The sequence below is a fragment of the Salinithrix halophila genome (assembly GCF_042650125.1).
Classification (GTDB): Bacteria; Bacillota; Bacilli; order Thermoactinomycetales; family DSM-45169; genus Salinithrix; species Salinithrix halophila.
This window is the reverse complement of sequence record NZ_JBHSAP010000007.1, coordinates 336,516-356,294: the sequence shown is the minus strand read 5'-3', so window position 1 is coordinate 356,294 and position 19,779 is coordinate 336,516. Positions and strand designations below refer to the sequence as shown.

Sequence of the window (19,779 nt, the reverse complement as noted above, 5' to 3'; positions counted from 1 at the left end):
GGAGGCGTTGATTCATGAGAAAAATAGGATCCTGGGTGATGGTGGGGTTGCTTGTCCTCGGGTTGCTGGCGGGTTGTTCATCGAAATCCGCCCTGGAACCGTCTGATAAAGAGCAGGGAAAGGATCAATCGATGACAATCGGGCTTTCCATTTCCACCTTGAATAATCCCTTCTTCGTCACCTTGCGTGAAGGGGCGGAAAAAGCGGCGAAAGAGGCCGGGGCAAAGCTCATTGTGACTGACGCTCAAAACGATACGGCCCAACAAGCCAATGATGTGGAAGACCTAATTCAGAAAAAGGTGGATATCCTGCTAATCAACCCGACGGATAGCAAAGCCGTTGCTGCGGCCATCGAGTCAGCGAACCAAGCAGATATCCCTGTCATTACTGTCGACCGGGAAGCAGAAAAAGGCAAAGTTCGCTCCCATATCGCCTCGGACAATGTAGAAGGGGGCAAGATGGCCGGAGACTTGATCTTGAACAAAATCGACGGCAAAGGGAAGATCGTTGAGTTGGAGGGTATACCCGGAACTTCCGCTGCCCGGGATCGGGGGAAAGGGTTCCATAAAGCGGTGGATAACAAAGGCGGGGTAGAAGTGGTTGCTTCCCAACCGGCCAACTTCGACCGGGCCAAAGGGCTTAGCGTCATGGAAAACATTCTGCAGAGCAAGAAAGATATCCAGGCTGTCTTTGCCCACAACGACGAAATGGCCTTGGGTGCCTTGCAGGCGATCCAGTCTGCCAAAAAAGACATCCTGGTTGTCGGTTTCGACGCCACCGACGATGCGGTGAAAGCTGTCGAAAAGGGCAACCTAGCCGCTACTATCGCTCAGAGGCCGGTGGAGATCGGCCAGAAGGCGGTTCAGATCGCCGTCAAAGTCGGCAAGGGGGAGTCCGTGAAAAAATTTTATCCCGTGAAACTGGAGATGGTGACAAAGGATTGAGTCTCCACACGGCTGATGATTTGCAAACCGAGAAAACCGGTCCGCATCGGGGGACCGGTTTTCTTGTTACGGCTTTCTCGTTTATGACAAGAGCGGTCATGGATTGGGAAGAGAGCTCCCGACCCATGGGAAAGGAAGAATAAAGGATTACTTAGGCACGGCTTTAATATGGCCGTCTGAATCGATTGAGCGGTGGATGCGTTCTTTCAAGGACCGGGTTTCGTGGAGGGTATGCCATTCGTTAAACATGGAACGGAGCATTTTTTCCACCCGGGTGGCGTGTTTTTCATTGACGATCTGGTTGAGGCGTTGTTCCATCGAATCCAGGATTTTTGATTCCCGAGCGTTCAGACTCATCACTAACATCTCTCGTTCGTTCTGGGAAAAATCAATCGGTTTGGACCCCAACGTCGTCGACCTCCTAAGAAAAGAGTAGGCATCGTAGTCAGTGTACACGAAATAGGCTGTCGAATAAACAAACAATCTTTTTGGATATGACAGGGATTCAAGTCCTAGGTTGTATTTTCATTTTATATCTTTGCGAGCGGGATCGACTCCTCAAGGAAATGAATATCCAAGCCTAACGAAAAAACGGCTTCCGTGATAGGAAACCGTTTGGTTTTAGCGTTGTGGGGCAGGGGAGGAATGGGCCCTGGCCCGAATATATCCTAAAATCAGGGTCATGACCAAGGAAAGGATAGGGAAGAACGCGTAAGGTAAGTATTCTAAGACAGGAACCCCGAGTGTGGAGGCGAAAAAGGCCCCGCTCACGCCCCAGGGGACGAGGGCATTGACCAGTGTGCCCGCGTCTTCCAGCGTCCGGGAAAGGAATCGGGCTGGGATGCCTCTTTCTGAAAAAGCCGATTGAAAGGCTTGTCCCGGGAGGAGAATCGACAGATACATTTCACCGGCCAGAAGGTTGACACCCACGGCGGAGGCAGCAGTGGCAGCAATCAGGGAACCGGCTTTTGTCAACGTCCGTTTCACCTTGGAGAGGAAGAGCTCAAACAAGCCGAGGGCCTGGATCAGTCCGCCGAGGGAAAGGGCGATCAGGATCAGTGAAACGGTCCACATCATCGATTGCAGTCCGCCTTTATTGACGATTTGGTCGACCGTAGGGTTTCCGGTTTTCATCTGAAGCCCGTTCTGTAATACATCGATGAGGCGGGCAGGGGAGAAGTCCGGTACGGTCCACCATGCTAGGAGCCAAGAAACAAGGCACCCGATCAAGAGGACAGGCAGAGCGGGAAGCCTCCGCCAAGCCAGCCCGAGAACCGCTAAGGGTGGTAACAGGGCGGCGGGGTGGATCAGGAAGGAATGCTCCAATGAGTGGGTGATTGCCTTCAGCTTTGTGGGCTCCACCCCTTCGCCCTGGTGGCCGAGCACGAAAAACAGGAGAACGGTAATCAGGATAGCGGGCACCGTCGTCCCCATCATATGCCGGATATGGGTGAAGAGAGGCACTCCAGTCACCCCGGAGGCTAGATTGGTGGAATCGGAGAGAGGAGACATTTTATCCCCAAAGCAGGCACCGCAAACGACCGCACCGGCAGCTAATGCCGGGGAAATGCCCATCGCCTGGGCCATGCCCATCAGGGCGACGCCGACGGTTCCAACCGTGGTAAAGGAGCTTCCGCAGAAGGTAGAGACCAGGATCGTGAGAAAAAGAGCACTAAGGCCAAACCATTCCGGTTGAATCCAGTACAGACCGTAAACCAGCATAGTGGGTACGGTGCCGCTGTACATCCAGCTGGCGATCACCAGACCGACCATCATCAGGATCAGGATAGGAGCCAGACCTTTTACTATCCCGCTTGTCATCCCTTTCTCCAGCGTGCGCCAGTCGGCACCTGTCAACAATCCGTAAAGGCAGACCAGAATGACGGCTCCCAAGAGTGGAAGGTGGGGCTCTACCTTCAAGTGAATTAGCGTGACGAACAATAAAGCAAATAAGGTCAGAAACAAGAATATGACAGAGCGTGTTGTACGGGCTAAAGACATCAGATTTCGTTCCTTTCTGAAGCGGTTCATGACAATAAAAAAGCTCTCTTTCCCATAGGGACGAAAGCTGGTTTCGCAATCCATCAGAGAGATATGGATTCGAAAATGCTTTACCACTTAAAAGCAAATCAGCGCTAAAGCTTATCTTACGGATCGGCTTACACTCTGTCAACCCAGGGCTTAAGGGGAAAATTGCCATTGTATTTGTTGCCAGGTTGGGGGATGCTTCGGTATCATGGAAACGAAGACCGGTAAGCACCGGTCAGAAAGGAGTGAATCGCGCTTATGGCACGAGCTACCTTTGGAGCCGGTTGTTTTTGGGGGGTGGAGGAACTCTTCCGTCGTGTAGAGGGAGTTACTTCTACCGCTGTCGGATATATGGGGGGCGAAAAAGAAAACCCTACTTATGAAGAGGTTTGTACCGACCGAACGGGTCATGCCGAGGTGGTAGACGTGGAATTTGACCCGGCGGTGGTTTCCTATAATCGCTTGCTGGAACTATTTTTCGAAAACCATAATCCCACTACTTTGAACCGACAGGGACCGGACATCGGAAGCCAATATCGCTCCGTGATCTTTTATCATAATGAACAACAAAAAGAAGCGGCGGAGGAAGCCAAGCGGGAGCTGAACAACTCGGGAAAATGGCAAGATCCAATCGTTACGGAAATTGAACCGGCACACACCTTTTATCGAGCGGAGGAATACCACCAGCGTTTTCTGCAAAAACGAGGGCAATCCTCCTGCCATATCTAACTGGATACGGCAAACCCCGCTCCGTCGAAAATGGAGCGGGGTTTGCTATATCTTTGGCTCAGAGGGGAAAGATCGTCAGCAGGGAGAGGGCGGTGAAGAAGGCGATAAAGAGAGCGGAAATGATGGGGAACAAAAAAACAGGGGTGAAAGGGTTGATCGACATGGGGTGCCACCTCCTCAGCTTTCCGTGTATGAATGCTTCTTCCCACATTATGAGGAGGCGGGGGGCCAGGTTCCGACAAGTTATCGACCCGAATAAAACGGGTATAGGATCGAGCGGGCTCAGCTGTCATCTACCGGATGGTGAGTCGACTTGTTGTGGTAAGATAAAGGCGTAACTTCTGCCGAGTGACGGTAGAAAATGCCCTTAAACATCCACCCGTCTGTATTCCTTCATCGATACGAGGGTCTGTCGGGCAGGGAGAGATTGAATCAGGAGGTTGAATGTACCCTATGTACAAAGTAATCATTCTCGGAACGGGGCCTGCTGGTCTGACGGCGGCGATCTATCTTGCTCGGGCCAATATGAAACCGGTTGTGATTGAAGGGCCGGAGCCCGGCGGACAGTTGACCACCACCACGGATGTGGAGAATTTCCCGGGGTTCCCGGACGGTATCCTGGGCCCGGAATTGATGGATAACATGCGGAAACAAGCAGAGCGATTCGGTGCCGAATTTAAAAGGGGTTGGGTGACGGATGTCGATCTGTCCAAGCGCCCCTTTACCCTTTCCGTGGATTCTCTGGGAGAGGTAAAAGCGGAAGCCTTGGTCATCTCCACTGGTGCATCGGCAAAACTGCTCGGTATTCCCGGTGAGAAGGAGAACATGGGGCAGGGAGTTTCCACCTGTGCCACCTGTGACGGTTTCTTCTACCGCGGGAAGAAAATTGTCGTCGTCGGTGGTGGCGACTCCGCCATGGAAGAGGCCAACTTCCTTACCAAATTTGCTTCTGAAGTGACCGTCGTCCACCGGCGGGATCAGTTACGCGCTTCCAAAATCATGCAAGACCGGGCTAAGGAAAATCCGAAAATCAGCTGGGCCATGAACCGTATTCCTGTCGAAGTGGTCAAAAAGGCAGAAGGCGGGGTCCGGGGGTTGAAAGTGGAGAACAAGGAGACCGGAAAAGAGGAGGTGATCGAGGCAGACGGCATTTTCGTCGCCATCGGTCACCGGCCCAATACCGGTTTCCTAAAGGGACAATTGAAGACCGATGAAACGGGATACATTCAAGTGATACCCGGCACAACGAAAACCAATGTAGAGGGCGTCTTCGCCTGCGGCGATGTCCAGGATCATGTTTACCGTCAGGCGGTCACTGCCGCCGGAACCGGCTGCATGGCCGCCATGGATGCTGAGAAATTCCTGGAAGGCTCTGCAGCCATCGACTGGAGCCAAAGCTTGTAAAAACAGAAATCCTTTTATAGGGAAGGGACCTCCTGAAGCGGATGACACACGATCGGTGTGTTTTGCCAAGGGGGTCCCTTTTGTGGGGAAACTTGTTACAATAGGCTACGAAGGGTGCCGGACAGGAGGGAAGCCACCATGCAGGAGCCGATGACAGTCACGGAAGTATTGAAACGTCCCCACTTTCAACACGCTAAAGTGGTCGCCGGAGCTGAAGGGCTAGAGCGCCCGGTTCGCTGGGTCCATGTACTGGAGATCATGGACGGGTCTTCTTATGTCCACGGCCATGAGTTGATTCTGATGACAGGCGTGGGCCTGGGGGAGGAAAAAGAACTGCACCTGCAGTTTGTTCGAGAATTGGTGGCCAGTGATGTCTCCGCTCTCTGTATTGAATTGGTTCACCAATATGTGCGGCTTCCCGAATCGATCAAACAATTTGCTGATCAACACCGGTTTCCCATCATTGTTTTTGAAAAAGCGGTTTCCTTTATCGGGATCACACAGGATATTCATGCGTTCCTGATCAATCGGCACCACCATCAGCTCCTCTCTTTGGAGCGGATTTCCAATCAGTTTTTGCAGTTGACTCTCCGCCCGCGGGGAGCGGCTCAAATCTTGAAACTGCTCCATGAGGAAACGGGCTGTCGGGTGTGGCTGAAAGACCACCTCGGAGAAAACCTCGTTTACCCGGAGGATCAGCCTCTGTCAGAAGGGGCTTCTCTAATCCGACAACCGATTGTTGCCTTGGGCGTGGAGGTCGGCGACCTCCTGATCGAATATTCCGGTGAGCCGCCAGAAATCCTGCGGCTGGTACTGGATCGCGCCGCAACAGCGATCGCTCAGGAACTTTTGCGCCGGATTTCATTGGAAGAAAGACAGCTGCGGGATGGGCGGCAATGGATGGATGATCTTCTCAGTCGGGGGGTTGCTGAAGTCCCTTCTGTGGTCACTGCTGGGGTTCATGCCGGGTGTCGGATGGTGATCGGGGCAGTGAAATGTATCGCTCGGGAAGGAACTACGACGGATACCGGTCACATACTGGAGGAGGAAGCGAACATGGCGATCTTGCAATGGGCCCGTTCGGTTCCCCAGGTATTCGAGCCGCTGGGCATTCGTTCTTGGACCGTCACGCTGGGTAAAAACCAGGTGGTGATGATGATGGGCAGGCACCCTTCCTCTGCCGCTGCCTTGATGAAACGGATTCGACAAGGATTGTCTCGGTTGTTTCAGCGGTTAGGCGAGTCACCGCCTGCCTCTCGTTTTGAGTGGAGAGCTGGAATCAGCCATGCCTTTTCCGCGCTGGATCAGGCTCCTCAGGCCTGGCAACAGGCATCACTCGCCCTTTCCATCCCGCAGGGTTCGGAAAAACAGAAACCTGGGACTCCGAAAGGCGAGGCCTCAGAAGTAATCTGCTATGATGACCTTCAGTCCTGGCAGCTTTTTTTGCAAGTTTCTCCTGTGGTGTTAACCGAATACGTCGAATCCCAGCTAGGTACATTATTGGCCCATGATCGGAAAAACGGTACAGACCTTGTCAACACCCTGGATGCCTTTTTAGATGCTCGTCAATCCAAGCAGCAAGCGGCGAAAGATCTATTTATCCACCGTCAAACCCTGTATTATCGCCTGGAACAAATCACTTCTCTCCTCGGGGAAGGTTGGGAGTCCTCACCCAGGCGGTTTGCGCTAGATATGGCACTGGCTGCCCGCCGGTTCTTGGAAAGCCGGAATGCTTCCTTTTCCTTGCAGGCACAAAGAAACCCGACACCAGAGAGTTAATCCGTGTCGGGTTTATCGTTTTTTCATCGATTTATCGCGTCACACCTTCAAATAAGGCTTCCCGAACGGGAACATACGCCATTTCGAAGGCGTCAGCAACACCTTGACAAGTGAGGGTCCCATGGGCCGTATTGACTCCCCGGAGGAGGGCAGGGTCCGTCTTCGGGGTCAATCCGCTGGCGGCCAGCTTCAGCACATAAGGCAATGTAGCATTGGTGAGGGCCAGCGTGGAGGTGCGTGGGACGGCTCCCGGCATGTTCGCCACGGAGTAGTGTACCACTCCGTCCACGGTGTAGGTAGGTTCTTCATGGGTGGTCGCCTTATCAGCGGTTTCCACGCATCCTCCCTGGTCTACAGCCACATCCACGATGACGGATCCGGGTCTCATCTTGGCCACCATCTCCCGTGTAACCAGCTTGGGCGCCCGAGTCCCCGGAATAAGCACCGCTCCAACCACGAGGTCGGCTCCACCGACGGCCTGCTCAATATTAAAACGGTTCGACATCAGTGTGCGGACACGACCGCCAAAGAGGTCATCCAGCTGACGCAACCGTTGGCTGTTCACATCAATCATCGTTACATCGGCGCCGAGACCCACGGCCATTTTAGCTGCTTGCGTCCCGACCATGCCTCCGCCGACGATCACGACACTGGCGGGGGGAACCCCGGGTACACCGCCAAGGAGGGTGCCGCTACCGCCTTGGGGCTTTTCAAGGCAGTGAACCCCCACTTGGACAGACATCCGACCTGCCACTTCACTCATCGGGGCAAGAAGGGGCAAGGCGCCGTTTTCCCATTGAACCGTTTCATAGGCGACAGCCGTTGTTTTGGATTGGATGAGGGCCTCTGTCAGCGGGCGGTCTGCGGCCAGATGCAGATACGTAAACAGGAGCATGTCTTCCCGGAAATAGCGGGTTTCCTCCGGCACGGGCTCTTTCACTTTCAAGACCAGTTCAGCTCCCCAGGCATCTTCCGCGGATCCTGTTCGTGCGCCTGCTGCAATATACTCCTCGTCGGTAAAACCACTTCCCTCGCCGGCTCCTTCCTGGATGGTCACTTCGTGTCCTGCATCCACGAGCGCCTGAACCCCCGCCGGGGTGATCGCCACTCGGAACTCCCAGTTTTTAACCTCTTTTGGTACACCGATTCTCAAGATGCATCCCCCTTCATAGGACCGTTGATGTGTCCAATGTATCAGGTATACCAGGTTTTTGCGTCGGACAAAGTGTATGAGGTTTGCCGCGGCTTTTGGACATTCCTGTTATTCGCCAAAAAAATGGCCGCCGGAACGAATCCGGGCGGCCCATGGTTTAATTGAGGTAATCCAGAAGTAGTCCAACGGCCAGCAGAAAGCCGAACAAGGTGTTTAACTGGGCGGTAGCGCCCATGGCAGGCATCATTTCCACATTGGTTTTGTGCCCGTGAAAACCGCGGATGGCCTGAACGGCCTTGGGCAGGCTGAAATAGACGAGCAACAGCCAGGGAGCGAAATCATCCGTCAGGATTAACGTGGTCACCCACAGGTAAGCAACGGCAAACATCCCAGCGAGGAAACGGACGGCTCCCTCGTGACCGAGCAGGATCGCCAGCGTTTGGCGACCATTCTTTTCATCCCCTTCTCTGTCTCGGATATTGTTGGCCATCAGAATGGCACCAACCAGGATGGAGGTAGGGATGGAGACGAGGATACCGGAGACGGTCACGGTTCCTGTTTGGATGAAGAAGGAAATCTGGATGATGACCAAACCCATGAAAAAACCGGCGGTCAGTTCCCCGAAAGGGGTATAGGCAATCGGCCAGGGTCCGCCGGTATAAAAATAACCGGCAGCGATACAGACGATTCCGACGGCGGCCAGCCACCAACTGGAAGCTAAACAGATATAGACACCCAGCAGGACGGCTAAGGTACAAAAGGCGATAGCGATGGTCATCACTGTGCGGGGGGAAATGCCGTATCGGACAATGGTGCCTCCGATGCCGACAGATTCTGCCGTATCCAGTCCCCGCTTGTAGTCATAATACTCATTGAACATATTGGTTGCCGATTGAATCAAAATGGACGCGACCAGCATCGCCAGGAAGAGAGGAATGTGGATATCCGTCAGGGGCAAGGCAAGGGCAGTCCCAATCAGTACCGGAACAAAGGATGCTGTCAGGGTGTGGGGGCGGAGGAGCTGCCACCATACCTTCCAATGGGCGGTCTGAACGTGTTTCCCTTGGTCGTTTGGGTTCAACAGTGTTCGCTCCTTTGCTGAGGAAAAGCTTCGTTGACCATTATAACCCGTTGGATGCTGGGGGGAAACTCCGGTCTCAGTTCGGCTTCAGCGAAGCAACAATGGCCCTGGAACCTTGTAGAAAAGAAAGGGGGTTTCCTGTATACTGAACTTGGCACAAAACTGTACAAATAACCGAAAAAACCCCCTTTTGGAAAGGGTTTTTCAAGAGATTTCCAGATCGGCTGGGCCGAAGTAGATTCGGCCTGCTTGGCATGGATGAAAGCGGGGGAGCCGTTGTGTCGATGGTAAAACAACTAGACGATCGGGTGCGGCTGGCCGAAGGGGTCGCCCAGGCGGAAAGGTGCGGTCGGAACGTATTGGTCAGCCGGACCATATCGATCCCACAGATCGACCCCTTTGCTCTGTTTACCAAGGTCGCCGACCGATATAAAGGCAAGCGGAGCTTTTGGGCGGATCCTAGTAGGGAGTTGGTCTTGCTCGGGTTGGGGCATGCAGCCTCTCTAAAGGGGGAGGCGCTTTCCGGTGAAGGCCGTTTTGCTGCGGTAGAAAGGGAATGGGAAAAACTCTTGGCTGACGCCCTCATCGACGGGTCGGGGAAGGTAGGAACGGGTCCGTTGTTGATGGGGGGCTTTTCCTTCGATCCGTTGAAGTCACCGACGGATTTGTGGGAGGGATTCCCAGAGGCTTCTCTCGTTCTGCCTCGCCTGATGATCTCCGTGGTTGAAGGGGAAAGCTGGATGACGGCCAATGTCCTGGTCGGCCCGGAGGAGAAGCCCGATATTCTTTCGAATTCCCTTACCGAAGAGGAACAAGCGATTTGGGCTGCTGTCCATGCAAGCCCAACTACGGAAGAGCCGTCATTCGAAACCGAGGAGATCTTCCCGAGCTCCTGGAAGCACTCCGTCGCGGATGCAGCCCGGGAGATCCGGCAGGGAGAGATGGAGAAGGTGGTGTTGGCCAGAGAACTGCGCCTGACTGCTGATCGCCCCTTTTCTCCGGAAGCGGTGTTGACGAACCTCTCTCGCCAGCAACCAGACAGCTATCTCTTTGTCATGGAACGCGGTGGTGCCAGCTTCTTGGGTGCATCCCCTGAACGGTTGGTCAAACGGGAGGGGAACCAGCTACTCTCCACTTGTCTGGCTGGTACCATCGCTCGGGGAGGGACACCAGAAAAGGATGCCCATCTCGGGCAAGAGCTCCTGGCGGACGGGAAAAACCGGGAGGAGCATGCGGTCGTCGTTCACATGATTCGGGAGGCTTTCCGCCAGGAGTGCGAGGAGGTCCGGGTTCCAGAGGAACCTGTTCTCTACAAAGTGCGGGATGTTCAGCATTTGTACACCCCGGTGACGGGTCGAGCGCGGCAGGGGACAAGCCTGCTGGCGATGGTAAAGCGTCTCCACCCCACCCCTGCCCTGGGGGGATTCCCTCAGGAAGCAGCCGTGGTGAAGATCCGGGAGGCGGAAGCGATGGATCGGGGATGGTATGCTGGACCAGTGGGCTGGCTGGACGCCCATGGGAACGGCGAGTTCAGCGTTGCTATCCGCTCCGGCCTCCTGCGCGGGAAGAGGGGCTCCCTTTTCGCTGGATGCGGGATTGTCGGGGAATCGAACCCTGAAAAAGAATATGAAGAGACAAGAATGAAGTTTCGTCCGATGTTGTCGGCATTGGGGGGTGAGTCTAGTTGAGCACCCACCGGGAAGAGTTGACGGCCTATACGGGAGCATTTGTCGACGAACTGGTAAAGGGTGGACTCACCCAGGCGGTCATCAGCCCTGGCTCTCGCTCAACACCGCTGGCGATGGTGATGGTGGCTCACCCGGACCTTACGGTTCGGATGCATGTGGATGAACGTTCCGCCGGTTTCTTTGCCTTAGGACTTGCCAAAACGACGGGCAAGCCGACAGCGTTGCTGTGTACGTCAGGAACGGCGGCGGCCAATTATGCCCCCGCAGTAGTGGAAGCCCGTCTTGCCCGGGTACCTCTGGTGGTTCTCACCTCGGATCGGCCCCATGAGCTGCGAGATGTCGGAGCGCCCCAAGCGATTGACCAGCTGGGTATGTACGGCTCCCATGCGAAGTGGTTTGCCGAAATGGCCCTTCCGGAGTCCTCGGAGCCGATGCTCCGTTACGTGCGGACAATGGCTGCTCGAGCGGTAGGTACTGCTTCCGTCGGCCCTAAGGGGCCTGTCCACCTCAATTTTCCCTTTCGAGAGCCCTTGGTGCCGGATCTACAAACGCCATCTCTTTTCAAAGGGGGAAGGCGTTCCGGAGAAACGGGTCCTTATGTGACAGTCTCCGAAGGCCGTAGGAAACCCGATGGGGCAGAGGTGGATCGGCTGGCCGCCGCCTTCGCCGGGGTAGAACGGGGGTTGATCGTGTGTGGCCCCCAGGAGGATCCTTCGCTGGGCGGAGCATTGCACCGGTTAGCGGAGTCTTTATCCTGGCCGGTGTTGGCCGATCCCCTTTCTCAACTCCGTAGAGGTCCACACGCCGCAGATTGGATACTGGACAGTTATGATGCCTTTCTAAGACATCCCATTGTAAAGGAAAAGGCGGCTCCGGAAGCGGTGATTCGCTTTGGAGCGATGCCGGTTTCTAAACCCTGGATGCTGTTTATGAAAGAAAGGCCTGATTGCCGTCAGGTGGTGGTGGATCCCGATGGCGGGTGGCGGGAGCCGACGCTGTCGGCTACGGAGATGATCTATGCCGACCCCGCTCTTTTCGCCGAAGAGCTGGCGGGGCGCGTTGAATCCCTTGCACCGATACGAACCGGTCGGTGGGCAAATGCGTGGCGGGAGCTGGATGCCCGGACGCGGAAGGAGATGGACGCGGCCAGCCGGAAGGTCCAAGGGCTCTTCGAAGGGCGGGTGTTTACGGAACTGGCGGAAACCATGCCGGAAGGTAGCCTTCTCTTTGCCGGCAATAGTATGCCTATACGGGATATGGACAGCTTTTTTCTGAAGGGAAGGCAATCCGTGCGCACGATGGCCAATCGCGGGGCCAATGGTATCGATGGGGTGGTGTCCACCGCTTTGGGGGCAGCTGCTCATCATCCTCGCACGGTTCTGGTGCTGGGGGACCTTTCTTTCTATCACGACCTGAATGGATTGCTCGCCGCTAAAATGCACCGACTTGACCTCACGATCATTGTCGTCAACAATGACGGAGGGGGGATCTTTTCTTTCTTACCCCAGGCTGCAGAACTCGACAAGGAGAACTTTGAAACCCTTTTCGGTACGCCTGTCGACTTGGACTACGCCCATGCCGTGCACATGTACGGAGGGGCCTTTACCCGGGTTGCCTCCTGGGAAGCGTTCCGTTCCGCATTCCGCGAAGGCATGGAAGGAGAGGGGCTTCATGTGATCGAAGTACCCACTTCTAGGAATGAAAACGCAGCTCTTCATCGACAGATTTGGTCCGAGGTCCATCGCTCCCTTGATTCGTGGCTGGCGGAGGTGGATTTCGGATGGATTGGAAGGTCGGCGGAGTGAAGTATCGGGTGGAAGAGCAAGGGAGCGGCCCCCCGCTTCTCCTTCTTCACGGTTTTACAGGTGGAGCCGTAAATTGGGAGCCGTTTGTCCCGGCGTGGAGCCTCCGCTTCCGGGTGATTCGAGTCGATCTGATCGGCCATGGGGAGACGGATTCACCGGGAGATCCCGCTCGCTATTCCATGGAAAGCGTTGTGGCTGACCTGGTTGGCATCTTGGATTCCCTCGGGGTGAAAAAAACGGATCTCTTGGGCTATTCCATGGGGGGGCGGCTCGCTCTCTCCTTGGCCACGACCCACCCAGAGCGGGTTCAGCGTCTGATGTTAGAAAGTAGCTCACCGGGCCTGAAAACCCGGGAGGAGAGGGAAGAGCGCATCCGTCGGGATGAAGCTTTAGCTGACCGGATTGAGACGGATGGCATCCGGGCTTTTGTCGATGCCTGGGAACAAATCCCCCTCTTTGCGAGTCAACGCTTCCTCCCGGAGGAGGTGCGCCGGAAGCTCCGGGAACAACGACTCGCTAACCATCCCCGAGGGTTGGCCAACAGCCTGCGCGGGATGGGCACGGGGGCTCAGCCTTCCTGGTGGGCGAGTTTGGACCGCCTCACTCTCCCTGTGCTGTTGATCAAGGGAGAGTGGGATGCCAAGTTTTGCCGGATTGCCGAGGAGATGAAAGACAAGCTAGCCGATGCGCGCATGGAAACGGTTAAAGGTGCAGGACATGCCGTTCATGTGGAACAGCCCCGACGCTTTGAAAGGATTGTGCTGGATTTTTTGACTTCCAAAATCTGAGTAGGCTAAATAGGTAAGGAGGATCAACCAATGGCTGTGGAATGGAAATCGGTTCGTCCATATGAGGATATTCTTTTTGAGACCTACAACCATATCGCGAAGATTACGATTAACCGGCCGGAGGTACATAACGCCTTCCGTCCGCAGACGGTAATGGAACTGATCGATGCCTTTGCCCGTGCCCGGGATGATTCCGACATTGGCGTCATCATCCTGGCCGGTGCTGGAGAGAAGGCATTCTGCTCAGGCGGTGACCAGAAAGTACGGGGCCATGGCGGCTATGTCGGGGAGGATCAAATCCCCCGTCTCAATGTGCTGGATCTGCAGCGGCTGATTCGGGTGATCCCGAAACCCGTCATCGCTATGGTTTCGGGTTATGCTATCGGCGGCGGCCATGTGCTACATGTTGTTTGTGACCTGACCATCGCTGCCGATAACGCGGTTTTCGGTCAGACAGGGCCTAAAGTGGGGAGCTTTGACGCTGGCTATGGTGCTGGTTACCTCGCTCGAATCGTCGGCCACAAAAAGGCGCGTGAGATCTGGTACCTCTGCCGTCAGTACAGCGCACAGGAAGCTTTGGACATGGGACTGGTCAACACGGTGGTTCCGCTGGAGAAGCTGGAAGAAGAGACCCTCCAGTGGTGCGAGGAAATCCTGGAGAAATCCTCGACCGCTCTCCGTTTCTTGAAAGCCTCTTTCAATGCCGACACCGACGGCTTGGCTGGTCTGCAGCAACTGGGCGGAGATGCGACACTTCTCTACTACACCACGGATGAAGCCAAGGAAGGGCGCGATGCCTTCAAGGAGAAACGCAAGCCTGACTTTGGCAAATTCCCCCGGTTTCCGTAAAAAAACATCCCGGCGTTCGCCGGGATGTTTTTTATCGGGAGGAGCGGTACGAGGTAGCCTGGACCGCTTGCCGTACGCCTTTAGCTAAAGCTTCGGGGCTGCCTTCTCCCTGGAAATGAACATATAGAATTCGGGGGCGCTCAAATAACATATGGTTATGGACCGCCGTCACGTCCAATCCGGCTCGGCGCAGACGGTCGATCACCGGGTTGACTTCCCGCTCCAAGAGGGCGAATTCACCCATCACGGCCGTTGTCTTGCCTGTTTTCTCGAAGGTGGCCATCAATTCCAGCTCCATCGTTTCTGGAGAGAGCTTTCTCCCCATATGAGTGGCGTCCAGTCCTTTCCGGATCAGTTCCATCCTGCAAACACCCTTCTCTTTCTCGACAGGATAACCGAGGGCTTTCTCGATGGGTTGGCAGTTTTTACCTTGGGCCTGAGCCGGAGAGAGAAGGGAGAGGAGTACCAGGCAAACCAACAAGCCCATCCAACTTCCTTTTCGTAACATCCGCGATACCTCCTTGGATAGGGGTGCGGATATTTTTTCCGTGAATCACCGATTCCATGCGGAACAGATGGTTTGTCGGGACGTGCTAGCAGGAAATGAGAACCCCTGCATGACCGGATGGACACCACCGGGTTATAATGGAAAGGACGATTGGACTTAACAGGAGGGTTTGGCAAACGATGCGAGATGGAACCGACATCCAGATGCCGCTGTGGCTGACGAAACGGGCGGCGTTGACACCGGAGAGAACAGCACTCGCCTCGGGAGGCGGGAATATGACATGGGAAGATTTAGAGAGTCAGGCGAAGGTAACAGCGCGTCGGCTGGCCAAGTTGGGAATCGGCGAGGGGGACCGGGTCGCCCTCCTGATGCAAAATGGTCCCGACATGGCAGTGGTGATTCATGCCCTTCCCTTTCTCGGGGCCGTCTTTGTTCCGATCAATTCTCGGCTAGTTCCGTCGGAGATCCGATGGCAGCTTGCCGATGCGGGAGCAAAATTACTTCTATACGATCTTCCCCACCGGGAAACGGCGGAAACGGCGGCAGAGACCGAAGTCCTCTCATGGGATCGATTAGCATCTCTGAAACCAGCTGAAGGACCGCTCCGGTCCCACCTCCATCTCGGTGAGCTACATACCATTATGTATACCTCAGGCACTACCGGTCGCCCTAAAGGAGTGATGCTCTCCTATGGCAATCATTGGTGGAGCGCTACTTCCTCCGTTTTCAATCTGGGGTTGGATATGAATGACCGGTGGCTTGTCTGTACTCCGTTTTTTCATATGAGCGGCCTCTCAATCTTGATGCGTTCGGTTTTGTACGGGATCACTGCGGTCATCCATCCTTCTTTCGACCCAGCAGCGGCCAATCGGGCCATTCGGGAGGATGGGGTGACGATCATTTCCGTCGTCAGTACGATGCTGGCGCAGATGGTGGAAGAACAGGGGGGCCGCGGGTACCCGGACCATTTCCGCTGTATGTTGCTGGGCGGGGGGCCGGTACCAAAGCCCCTCTTGGAACGGTGCCGAGATCAGGGCATTCCCGTTTTCCAGACTTACGGTTTGACGGAGACGGCTTCCCAGATCGTGACGCTCGCTCCCGAGGACAGCCTGCGGAAACTGGGTTCTGCTGGAAAACCTCTCTTTCCCTCAGAGCTTCGCATCATGGATGGAGAAGAGGAGGCATCCCCCGGCCAACCGGGGGAGATCGTTGTTAGGGGCCCCAATGTAACCTTGGGATACTGGAAGCGTTCGGACGTAACCCGAGAAGTGCTCCGGGACGGTTGGTTCCGAACGGGGGATATCGGCTGTGTGGACCGGGAAGGATTTTTGTTTGTCCTGGATCGACGGAGCGACCTGATTATCTCCGGCGGTGAAAACGTTTATCCGGCTGAAGTGGAAGCTGCTCTCCTCGCTCACCCGGTGGTAGTGGAAGCCGGGGTGACGGGCGTAGCGGACAAACGGTGGGGAGCGGTACCCGTCGGTTTTGTCCGGGTAAAGCCGGGAGAGGTTGTTACGGAAAAAGAATTGGTCCGATTCTGCGGAGAGCGCCTGGCTCGTTATAAAATTCCCCGTCGAATCCATTTTGTCAGGGAACTTCCGAAAAATGCCTCAAACAAGCTGGTTCGGCGGCGGCTTCCGGAACTGCTCGAGGAAAAGGAGGAGAAACGTTGAAGATCTGCGGCATCCAGTTTCATCAGATCCGCATGGGCTTGAAAACCCCTTTCTCCAACAGCCTAACTACTCTCCGTAGTAGGGATCTGATCCTTGTGGAGGTGTGGGATCAAGACGGTCGGACGGGGTGGGGGGAATGCGTGGCTTTCTCCTCTCCTTGGTATACCGAGGAGACAGTGGGCACAGCTTGGCACGTGATGGAATCCTTTCTGGTTCCCCGCCTCCTCGGGGAGACAATCGATCATCCGGAGGAAATCCGAGAGCGGTTCGCTGCTATCCGCCGGAACCCTATGGCCAAGGCTGCCCTGGAAGGGGCTGTTTGGGACTTGTGGTGCAAGGAAAGCGACCGCTCCCTCTCCCAAAGCCTGGGTGGGACGCGGGAGCGAGTGGAGGCGGGAGTGGCTGTTGGTGTTCAGGGATCCCCGGCGGAGATGATCGATCAAGTTCGGAGACGGGTGGAGGAAGGATATCGCCGTATCAAAGTAAAGATCCGCCCTGGGGCGGATATCGAGGTGATCGCCCCCATTCGGGAAGCCTTCCCGGACTTACCCCTGATGGCTGACGCGAATTCAGCCTATACCCTGGAGGACCTTGACTATCTTCGTAGACTCGATGAATTCCGTCTCCTGATGGTGGAACAACCTCTCGACGCCGATGATCTTGTCGATCATGCCCGTCTGCAGGAACGGATGGAAACGGCCATTTGTTTGGATGAAAGCATCACCTCCTTCGACGATGCTCGGCGGGCGGCTGATTTGGGCAGTTGCCAAGTCATCAATGTCAAACCTGGACGGGTGGGTGGTCTGGCGGAAGCGAAACGAATTCATGATCTCTGTGTAGAACGCGGCATCCGCCTCTGGTGCGGAGGGATGCTGGAATCCGGCATCTCCCGTGCCCACAACCTCGCTTTAGCCTCACTACCGGGGTTCACCCTGCCAGGGGATCTGTCCGCCTCTTCCCGCCATTGGGACCGGGATGTGATCATTCCTGAAGCCACCGTCGACCAGGGGTGGATCCACGTCCCTAGAGATCCTGGAATCGGGGTAAAGGTGGATAGGGAACGGATCGCGGAAGTAAGGGTACAATCCCGGCGATTTCCAGGGTAACACCGAAAAAGAGCGACGACTCGGATAGTCGCTCTTTTTCATGGATAAATTGGAAGCTGAACCCTTCCCCTTCTGGTAAAATAGGAAAAAGGAACTAGGTTCGATGCGGAAAGAGGGTTGTCCCATGATGAAGCGGATCATACCCATCTCCCTTTGGTCTTTTAGTGTGGGTCTCGTGGTTCAATTCTTGTTTTGCTGTCTCTACATTTCTTCGTTGATAAAAGGGTTGGACCTTTCGCTGTTGTTTATTCTCTCCCTGTATCTGATCTCGGAAACCCTATTGATCGGGCTGTTTCTTTTCTTTGCGGTCACGGTCCCCGCCGGAAGTCTCCTCCTTCGCTGGTTGAAGAAGGAGGATCCTCGCTATTATCCATTGTCGGTGCTTTTCCTCTGCCTGTTGCTAACCGGTGTTGTCAGCGGTTGGACCGGTTATTTTGACTGGCTTTTGTCAGCTTTTCTCTTTCCCGCCGCCTTCATATTCGGGGGCCTGTGGTGGAACCGGATCGAGTTGGAAGGCTATATACCAGCTTCGGCGGCCTAACGTCTGGCTTTCTTCTTTTTTCTAGGCACAAGCAATGATGGGGCAGGTTTATTCTGTTGCCTTCCGGGGTAGAAGTTTTGGGTATCGAAATAAAAGCAGGGTACCCTCGCTAAAGGAGAGGTTCATCGATGGCAACGGAAGCTAACCGTCAGATTTATTTCGTGCAACGGCCCAAGGGGATGCCTGATCAACATACCTTTGAATTGAGAAAGTCAGCAGTTCCTAAGCCGGGCCCAGGAGAAGTGCTGGTACGAACCGTCTACCTATCCGTCGACCCCTATATGCGGGGACGGATGAATGATACGAAATCTTATATCGAGCCATTCCCTCTAAATGAAGTCCTGCAGGGCGGAGTGGTTGGGCAGGTGGAAGTTTCCAAGGACGACCGCTTCCAAGAGGGAGATCTGGTGGTCGGGATGCTGGGTTGGCAGGATTATTCCGTGGCAAAAGGAGAGGAATTGAGCCGGGTGGACCCCCAGCTTGCCCCCCCTTCGACAGCTCTCGGTGTTCTCGGGATGCCTGGACTCACCGCCTATTTTGGCTTGATGGATATCGGGCAGCCGAAGAAAAGGGAGACCGTTGTCGTTTCAGGCGCGGCGGGCGCTGTCGGAAGCGTGGTTGGCCAGATTGCTAAGCTTCACGGGGCTCGTGTGGTCGGAATTGCTGGTTCTGAGGAGAAGATCCGTTTCCTGAAAGAAGAGCTTGGTTTTGATGCGGTCGTTAATTATATGGCGGAGAACCTTAAGGATAAGCTGAAACAAGCCTGCCCGGACGGGGTGGATGTCTACTTTGACAATGTAGGCGGCGAAGTATCTGATGCTGTCATCCGTTTGCTCAACAAACATGCCCGTATTCCGCTCTGTGGCCAGATTTCTCTTTATAACCTGGAAAAGCCGGATGATGGGCCCCGGGTTCAGCCTTCCCTCCTCATCAACAGCGCCCTGATGAAAGGATTTATCGTCAGTGATTATCAACCCCGTTTTAAAGAAGGCCTGCAGCGACTTGCCGAGTGGGTGGCCCAAGGGCAAATCGTTTATCAGGAAAACATCATCGATGGGCTGGAAAATGCGCCTCAGGCTTTCCTCGGCCTGTTCAAGGGGGAGAATCTGGGGAAACAACTGGTCAAAGTCTCAGACATTCAATAAGCATCCATTGTTGAAGCCTCCGGTTGGTGACGGGGGCCTTTTTCGTGTACAATAAAGCGGGTTTCAAACAAGACAGGATGGTCACTGAAAGGAGTACCTATCGATGATTAATAAACTGGCACATGTCTGTATCGTCGTTCGGGATTATGACGAAGCGATTGCGTGGTATACAGAAAAGTTGGGGTTGGAACTGAGAAGTGATGCCCCCTTCGGCCCGGGATACCGGTGGGTCACCCTGGGAGCAAAAGGAAACGATACCCGGTTTGACACCGAAATCGTCCTCTATCAACCGGGCCCTGGTGAGAAAGACAGCCGTATGGCCAAACTAGGGCAAGTATCCAAGTGGGTGTTTGGGACGGACGATTGCCGCGGCGATGTAGAAGCTTTGCGAACCCGAGGGGTCAAGATTCTGGACGGCCCCTCGGATATGCCTTGGGGGGTTCAGGCCATTTTCGAAGATTTGTACGGCAACACCTTTGTTATGGTAGAACAAAAGCCTATGCAGCAGTAAGCTGAGACCTTTAGCGCTTCAAGGTGATTGGCCCCCCTCCCTCCTTG

The 19,779-nt window shown here is 55.0% G+C and carries 18 protein-coding genes; 13 read left to right on the top strand and 5 right to left on the bottom strand.

Annotated elements, in window-relative coordinates; all coding sequences use genetic code 11:
• The first annotated feature begins 14 nt into the window (after positions 1-14).
• A complete protein-coding gene (rbsB, locus tag ACFOUO_RS03820; protein ID WP_380702310.1) occupies positions 15-944 on the top strand; it encodes a ribose ABC transporter substrate-binding protein RbsB in 930 nt (309 codons plus the stop codon).
• 147 nt (positions 945-1,091) lie between these two features.
• On the opposite strand, the gene ACFOUO_RS03815 is transcribed toward rbsB, so the two are convergent.
• Together ACFOUO_RS03815 and nhaC are read right to left on the bottom strand one after the other, a co-directional pair.
• Entirely contained in the window at positions 1,092-1,352 is a 261-nt protein-coding gene (locus ACFOUO_RS03815; protein ID WP_380702308.1) for a hypothetical protein, read from the bottom strand.
• A 213-nt stretch (positions 1,353-1,565) separates the two neighbouring features.
• Positions 1,566-2,975, bottom strand: coding sequence for a Na+/H+ antiporter NhaC (gene nhaC, locus ACFOUO_RS03810; protein ID WP_380702306.1), 1,410 nt, complete (start codon positions 2,973-2,975; stop codon positions 1,566-1,568).
• 255 nt (positions 2,976-3,230) lie between these two features.
• Between nhaC and msrA the strand changes: the two genes are divergently transcribed.
• The 3 genes from msrA to ACFOUO_RS03795 all read left to right on the top strand — a co-directional run bounded on the left by msrA (position 3,231) and on the right by ACFOUO_RS03795 (position 6,884).
• A complete protein-coding gene (msrA, locus tag ACFOUO_RS03805) occupies positions 3,231-3,701 on the top strand; it encodes a peptide-methionine (S)-S-oxide reductase MsrA (RefSeq protein WP_380702304.1) in 471 nt (156 codons plus the stop codon).
• A gap of 453 nt (positions 3,702-4,154) precedes the next feature.
• Positions 4,155-5,105 carry a thioredoxin-disulfide reductase gene (gene trxB / locus ACFOUO_RS03800; protein ID WP_380702302.1) on the top strand — a complete coding sequence of 317 codons (951 nt, stop codon included), beginning with the start codon at positions 4,155-4,157 and terminating at the stop codon, positions 5,103-5,105.
• A gap of 138 nt (positions 5,106-5,243) precedes the next feature.
• Complete coding sequence (locus tag ACFOUO_RS03795; RefSeq protein WP_380702300.1) at positions 5,244-6,884, top strand: PucR family transcriptional regulator; 1,641 nt, start codon at positions 5,244-5,246, stop codon at positions 6,882-6,884.
• 31 nt (positions 6,885-6,915) lie between these two features.
• On the opposite strand, the gene ald is transcribed toward ACFOUO_RS03795, so the two are convergent.
• Entirely contained in the window at positions 6,916-8,037 is a 1,122-nt protein-coding gene (gene ald / locus ACFOUO_RS03790; protein WP_380702298.1) for an alanine dehydrogenase, read from the bottom strand.
• A gap of 157 nt (positions 8,038-8,194) precedes the next feature.
• Complete coding sequence (locus ACFOUO_RS03785) at positions 8,195-9,118, bottom strand: 1,4-dihydroxy-2-naphthoate polyprenyltransferase (protein WP_380702295.1); 924 nt, start codon at positions 9,116-9,118, stop codon at positions 8,195-8,197.
• A gap of 284 nt (positions 9,119-9,402) precedes the next feature.
• Here ACFOUO_RS03785 and ACFOUO_RS03780 point away from each other — a divergent pair, with 284 nt between their 5' ends.
• From ACFOUO_RS03780 to menB, 4 genes are read left to right on the top strand one after another with little or no spacing between them, the layout of a single operon-like run.
• A complete protein-coding gene (locus ACFOUO_RS03780; protein WP_380703245.1) occupies positions 9,403-10,806 on the top strand; it encodes an isochorismate synthase in 1,404 nt (467 codons plus the stop codon).
• Positions 10,803-12,611, top strand: coding sequence for a 2-succinyl-5-enolpyruvyl-6-hydroxy-3-cyclohexene-1-carboxylic-acid synthase (menD, locus tag ACFOUO_RS03775; RefSeq protein WP_380702293.1), 1,809 nt, complete (start codon positions 10,803-10,805; stop codon positions 12,609-12,611). The genes ACFOUO_RS03780 and menD overlap by 4 nt, the downstream gene beginning before the upstream one ends.
• Positions 12,587-13,399: a 2-succinyl-6-hydroxy-2,4-cyclohexadiene-1-carboxylate synthase gene (gene menH / locus ACFOUO_RS03770; protein ID WP_380702291.1), complete on the top strand. Its 813-nt coding sequence runs from the start codon at positions 12,587-12,589 to the stop codon at positions 13,397-13,399. Before menD ends, menH begins: the two co-directional genes overlap by 25 nt.
• Positions 13,400-13,429: 30 nt before the next feature.
• Positions 13,430-14,248, top strand: a complete 819-nt coding sequence (menB, locus tag ACFOUO_RS03765; protein ID WP_380702289.1) for a 1,4-dihydroxy-2-naphthoyl-CoA synthase — start codon at positions 13,430-13,432, stop codon at positions 14,246-14,248.
• A 31-nt stretch (positions 14,249-14,279) separates the two neighbouring features.
• On the opposite strand, the gene ACFOUO_RS03760 is transcribed toward menB, so the two are convergent.
• Positions 14,280-14,756 (bottom strand): DUF1259 domain-containing protein, encoded by a 477-nt coding sequence (locus ACFOUO_RS03760; RefSeq protein WP_380702287.1) that lies wholly within the window; start codon positions 14,754-14,756, stop codon positions 14,280-14,282.
• Positions 14,757-14,935: 179 nt separating this feature from the next.
• Here ACFOUO_RS03760 and ACFOUO_RS03755 point away from each other — a divergent pair, with 179 nt between their 5' ends.
• The 5 genes from ACFOUO_RS03755 (at position 14,936) to ACFOUO_RS03735 (ending at position 19,732) form a co-directional block, all read left to right on the top strand.
• Complete coding sequence (locus ACFOUO_RS03755) at positions 14,936-16,429, top strand: o-succinylbenzoate--CoA ligase (protein WP_380702285.1); 1,494 nt, start codon at positions 14,936-14,938, stop codon at positions 16,427-16,429.
• Between the two features lie 32 nt (positions 16,430-16,461).
• Positions 16,462-17,535, top strand: a complete 1,074-nt coding sequence (gene menC / locus ACFOUO_RS03750; RefSeq protein WP_380703243.1) for an o-succinylbenzoate synthase — start codon at positions 16,462-16,464, stop codon at positions 17,533-17,535.
• 124 nt (positions 17,536-17,659) lie between these two features.
• Positions 17,660-18,076, top strand: a complete 417-nt coding sequence (locus tag ACFOUO_RS03745; RefSeq protein WP_380702283.1) for a hypothetical protein — start codon at positions 17,660-17,662, stop codon at positions 18,074-18,076.
• Between the two features lie 128 nt (positions 18,077-18,204).
• A complete protein-coding gene (locus ACFOUO_RS03740) occupies positions 18,205-19,221 on the top strand; it encodes an NADP-dependent oxidoreductase (RefSeq protein WP_380702281.1) in 1,017 nt (338 codons plus the stop codon).
• Between the two features lie 103 nt (positions 19,222-19,324).
• The gene (locus ACFOUO_RS03735) at positions 19,325-19,732 is read left to right on the top strand and encodes a VOC family protein (protein WP_380702279.1); all 408 of its coding nucleotides are present in this window, start codon (positions 19,325-19,327) and stop codon (positions 19,730-19,732) included.
• The last annotated feature ends 47 nt before the right edge of the window (positions 19,733-19,779 follow it).

What these genes read in the sequence shown, in the direction of transcription:
- rbsB (WP_380702310.1), top strand. Translation starts at nt 15, where the DNA reads ATGAGAAAAATAGGATCCTGGGTGATGGTGGGGTTGCTTGTCCTCGGG.
- nhaC (WP_380702306.1), bottom strand. Translation starts at nt 2,975, where the DNA reads ATGAACCGCTTCAGAAAGGAACGAAATCTGATGTCTTTAGCCCGTACA.
- msrA (WP_380702304.1), top strand. Translation starts at nt 3,231, where the DNA reads ATGGCACGAGCTACCTTTGGAGCCGGTTGTTTTTGGGGGGTGGAGGAA.
- trxB (WP_380702302.1), top strand. Translation starts at nt 4,155, where the DNA reads ATGTACAAAGTAATCATTCTCGGAACGGGGCCTGCTGGTCTGACGGCG.
- ACFOUO_RS03795 (WP_380702300.1), top strand. Translation starts at nt 5,244, where the DNA reads ATGCAGGAGCCGATGACAGTCACGGAAGTATTGAAACGTCCCCACTTT.
- ACFOUO_RS03780 (WP_380703245.1), top strand. Translation starts at nt 9,403, where the DNA reads ATGGTAAAACAACTAGACGATCGGGTGCGGCTGGCCGAAGGGGTCGCC.
- menH (WP_380702291.1), top strand. Translation starts at nt 12,587, where the DNA reads ATGGATTGGAAGGTCGGCGGAGTGAAGTATCGGGTGGAAGAGCAAGGG.
- menB (WP_380702289.1), top strand. Translation starts at nt 13,430, where the DNA reads ATGGCTGTGGAATGGAAATCGGTTCGTCCATATGAGGATATTCTTTTT.
- ACFOUO_RS03760 (WP_380702287.1), bottom strand. Translation starts at nt 14,756, where the DNA reads ATGTTACGAAAAGGAAGTTGGATGGGCTTGTTGGTTTGCCTGGTACTC.
- ACFOUO_RS03755 (WP_380702285.1), top strand. Translation starts at nt 14,936, where the DNA reads ATGCGAGATGGAACCGACATCCAGATGCCGCTGTGGCTGACGAAACGG.
- menC (WP_380703243.1), top strand. Translation starts at nt 16,462, where the DNA reads ATGGGCTTGAAAACCCCTTTCTCCAACAGCCTAACTACTCTCCGTAGT.
- ACFOUO_RS03745 (WP_380702283.1), top strand. Translation starts at nt 17,660, where the DNA reads ATGATGAAGCGGATCATACCCATCTCCCTTTGGTCTTTTAGTGTGGGT.
- ACFOUO_RS03740 (WP_380702281.1), top strand. Translation starts at nt 18,205, where the DNA reads ATGGCAACGGAAGCTAACCGTCAGATTTATTTCGTGCAACGGCCCAAG.
- ACFOUO_RS03735 (WP_380702279.1), top strand. Translation starts at nt 19,325, where the DNA reads ATGATTAATAAACTGGCACATGTCTGTATCGTCGTTCGGGATTATGAC.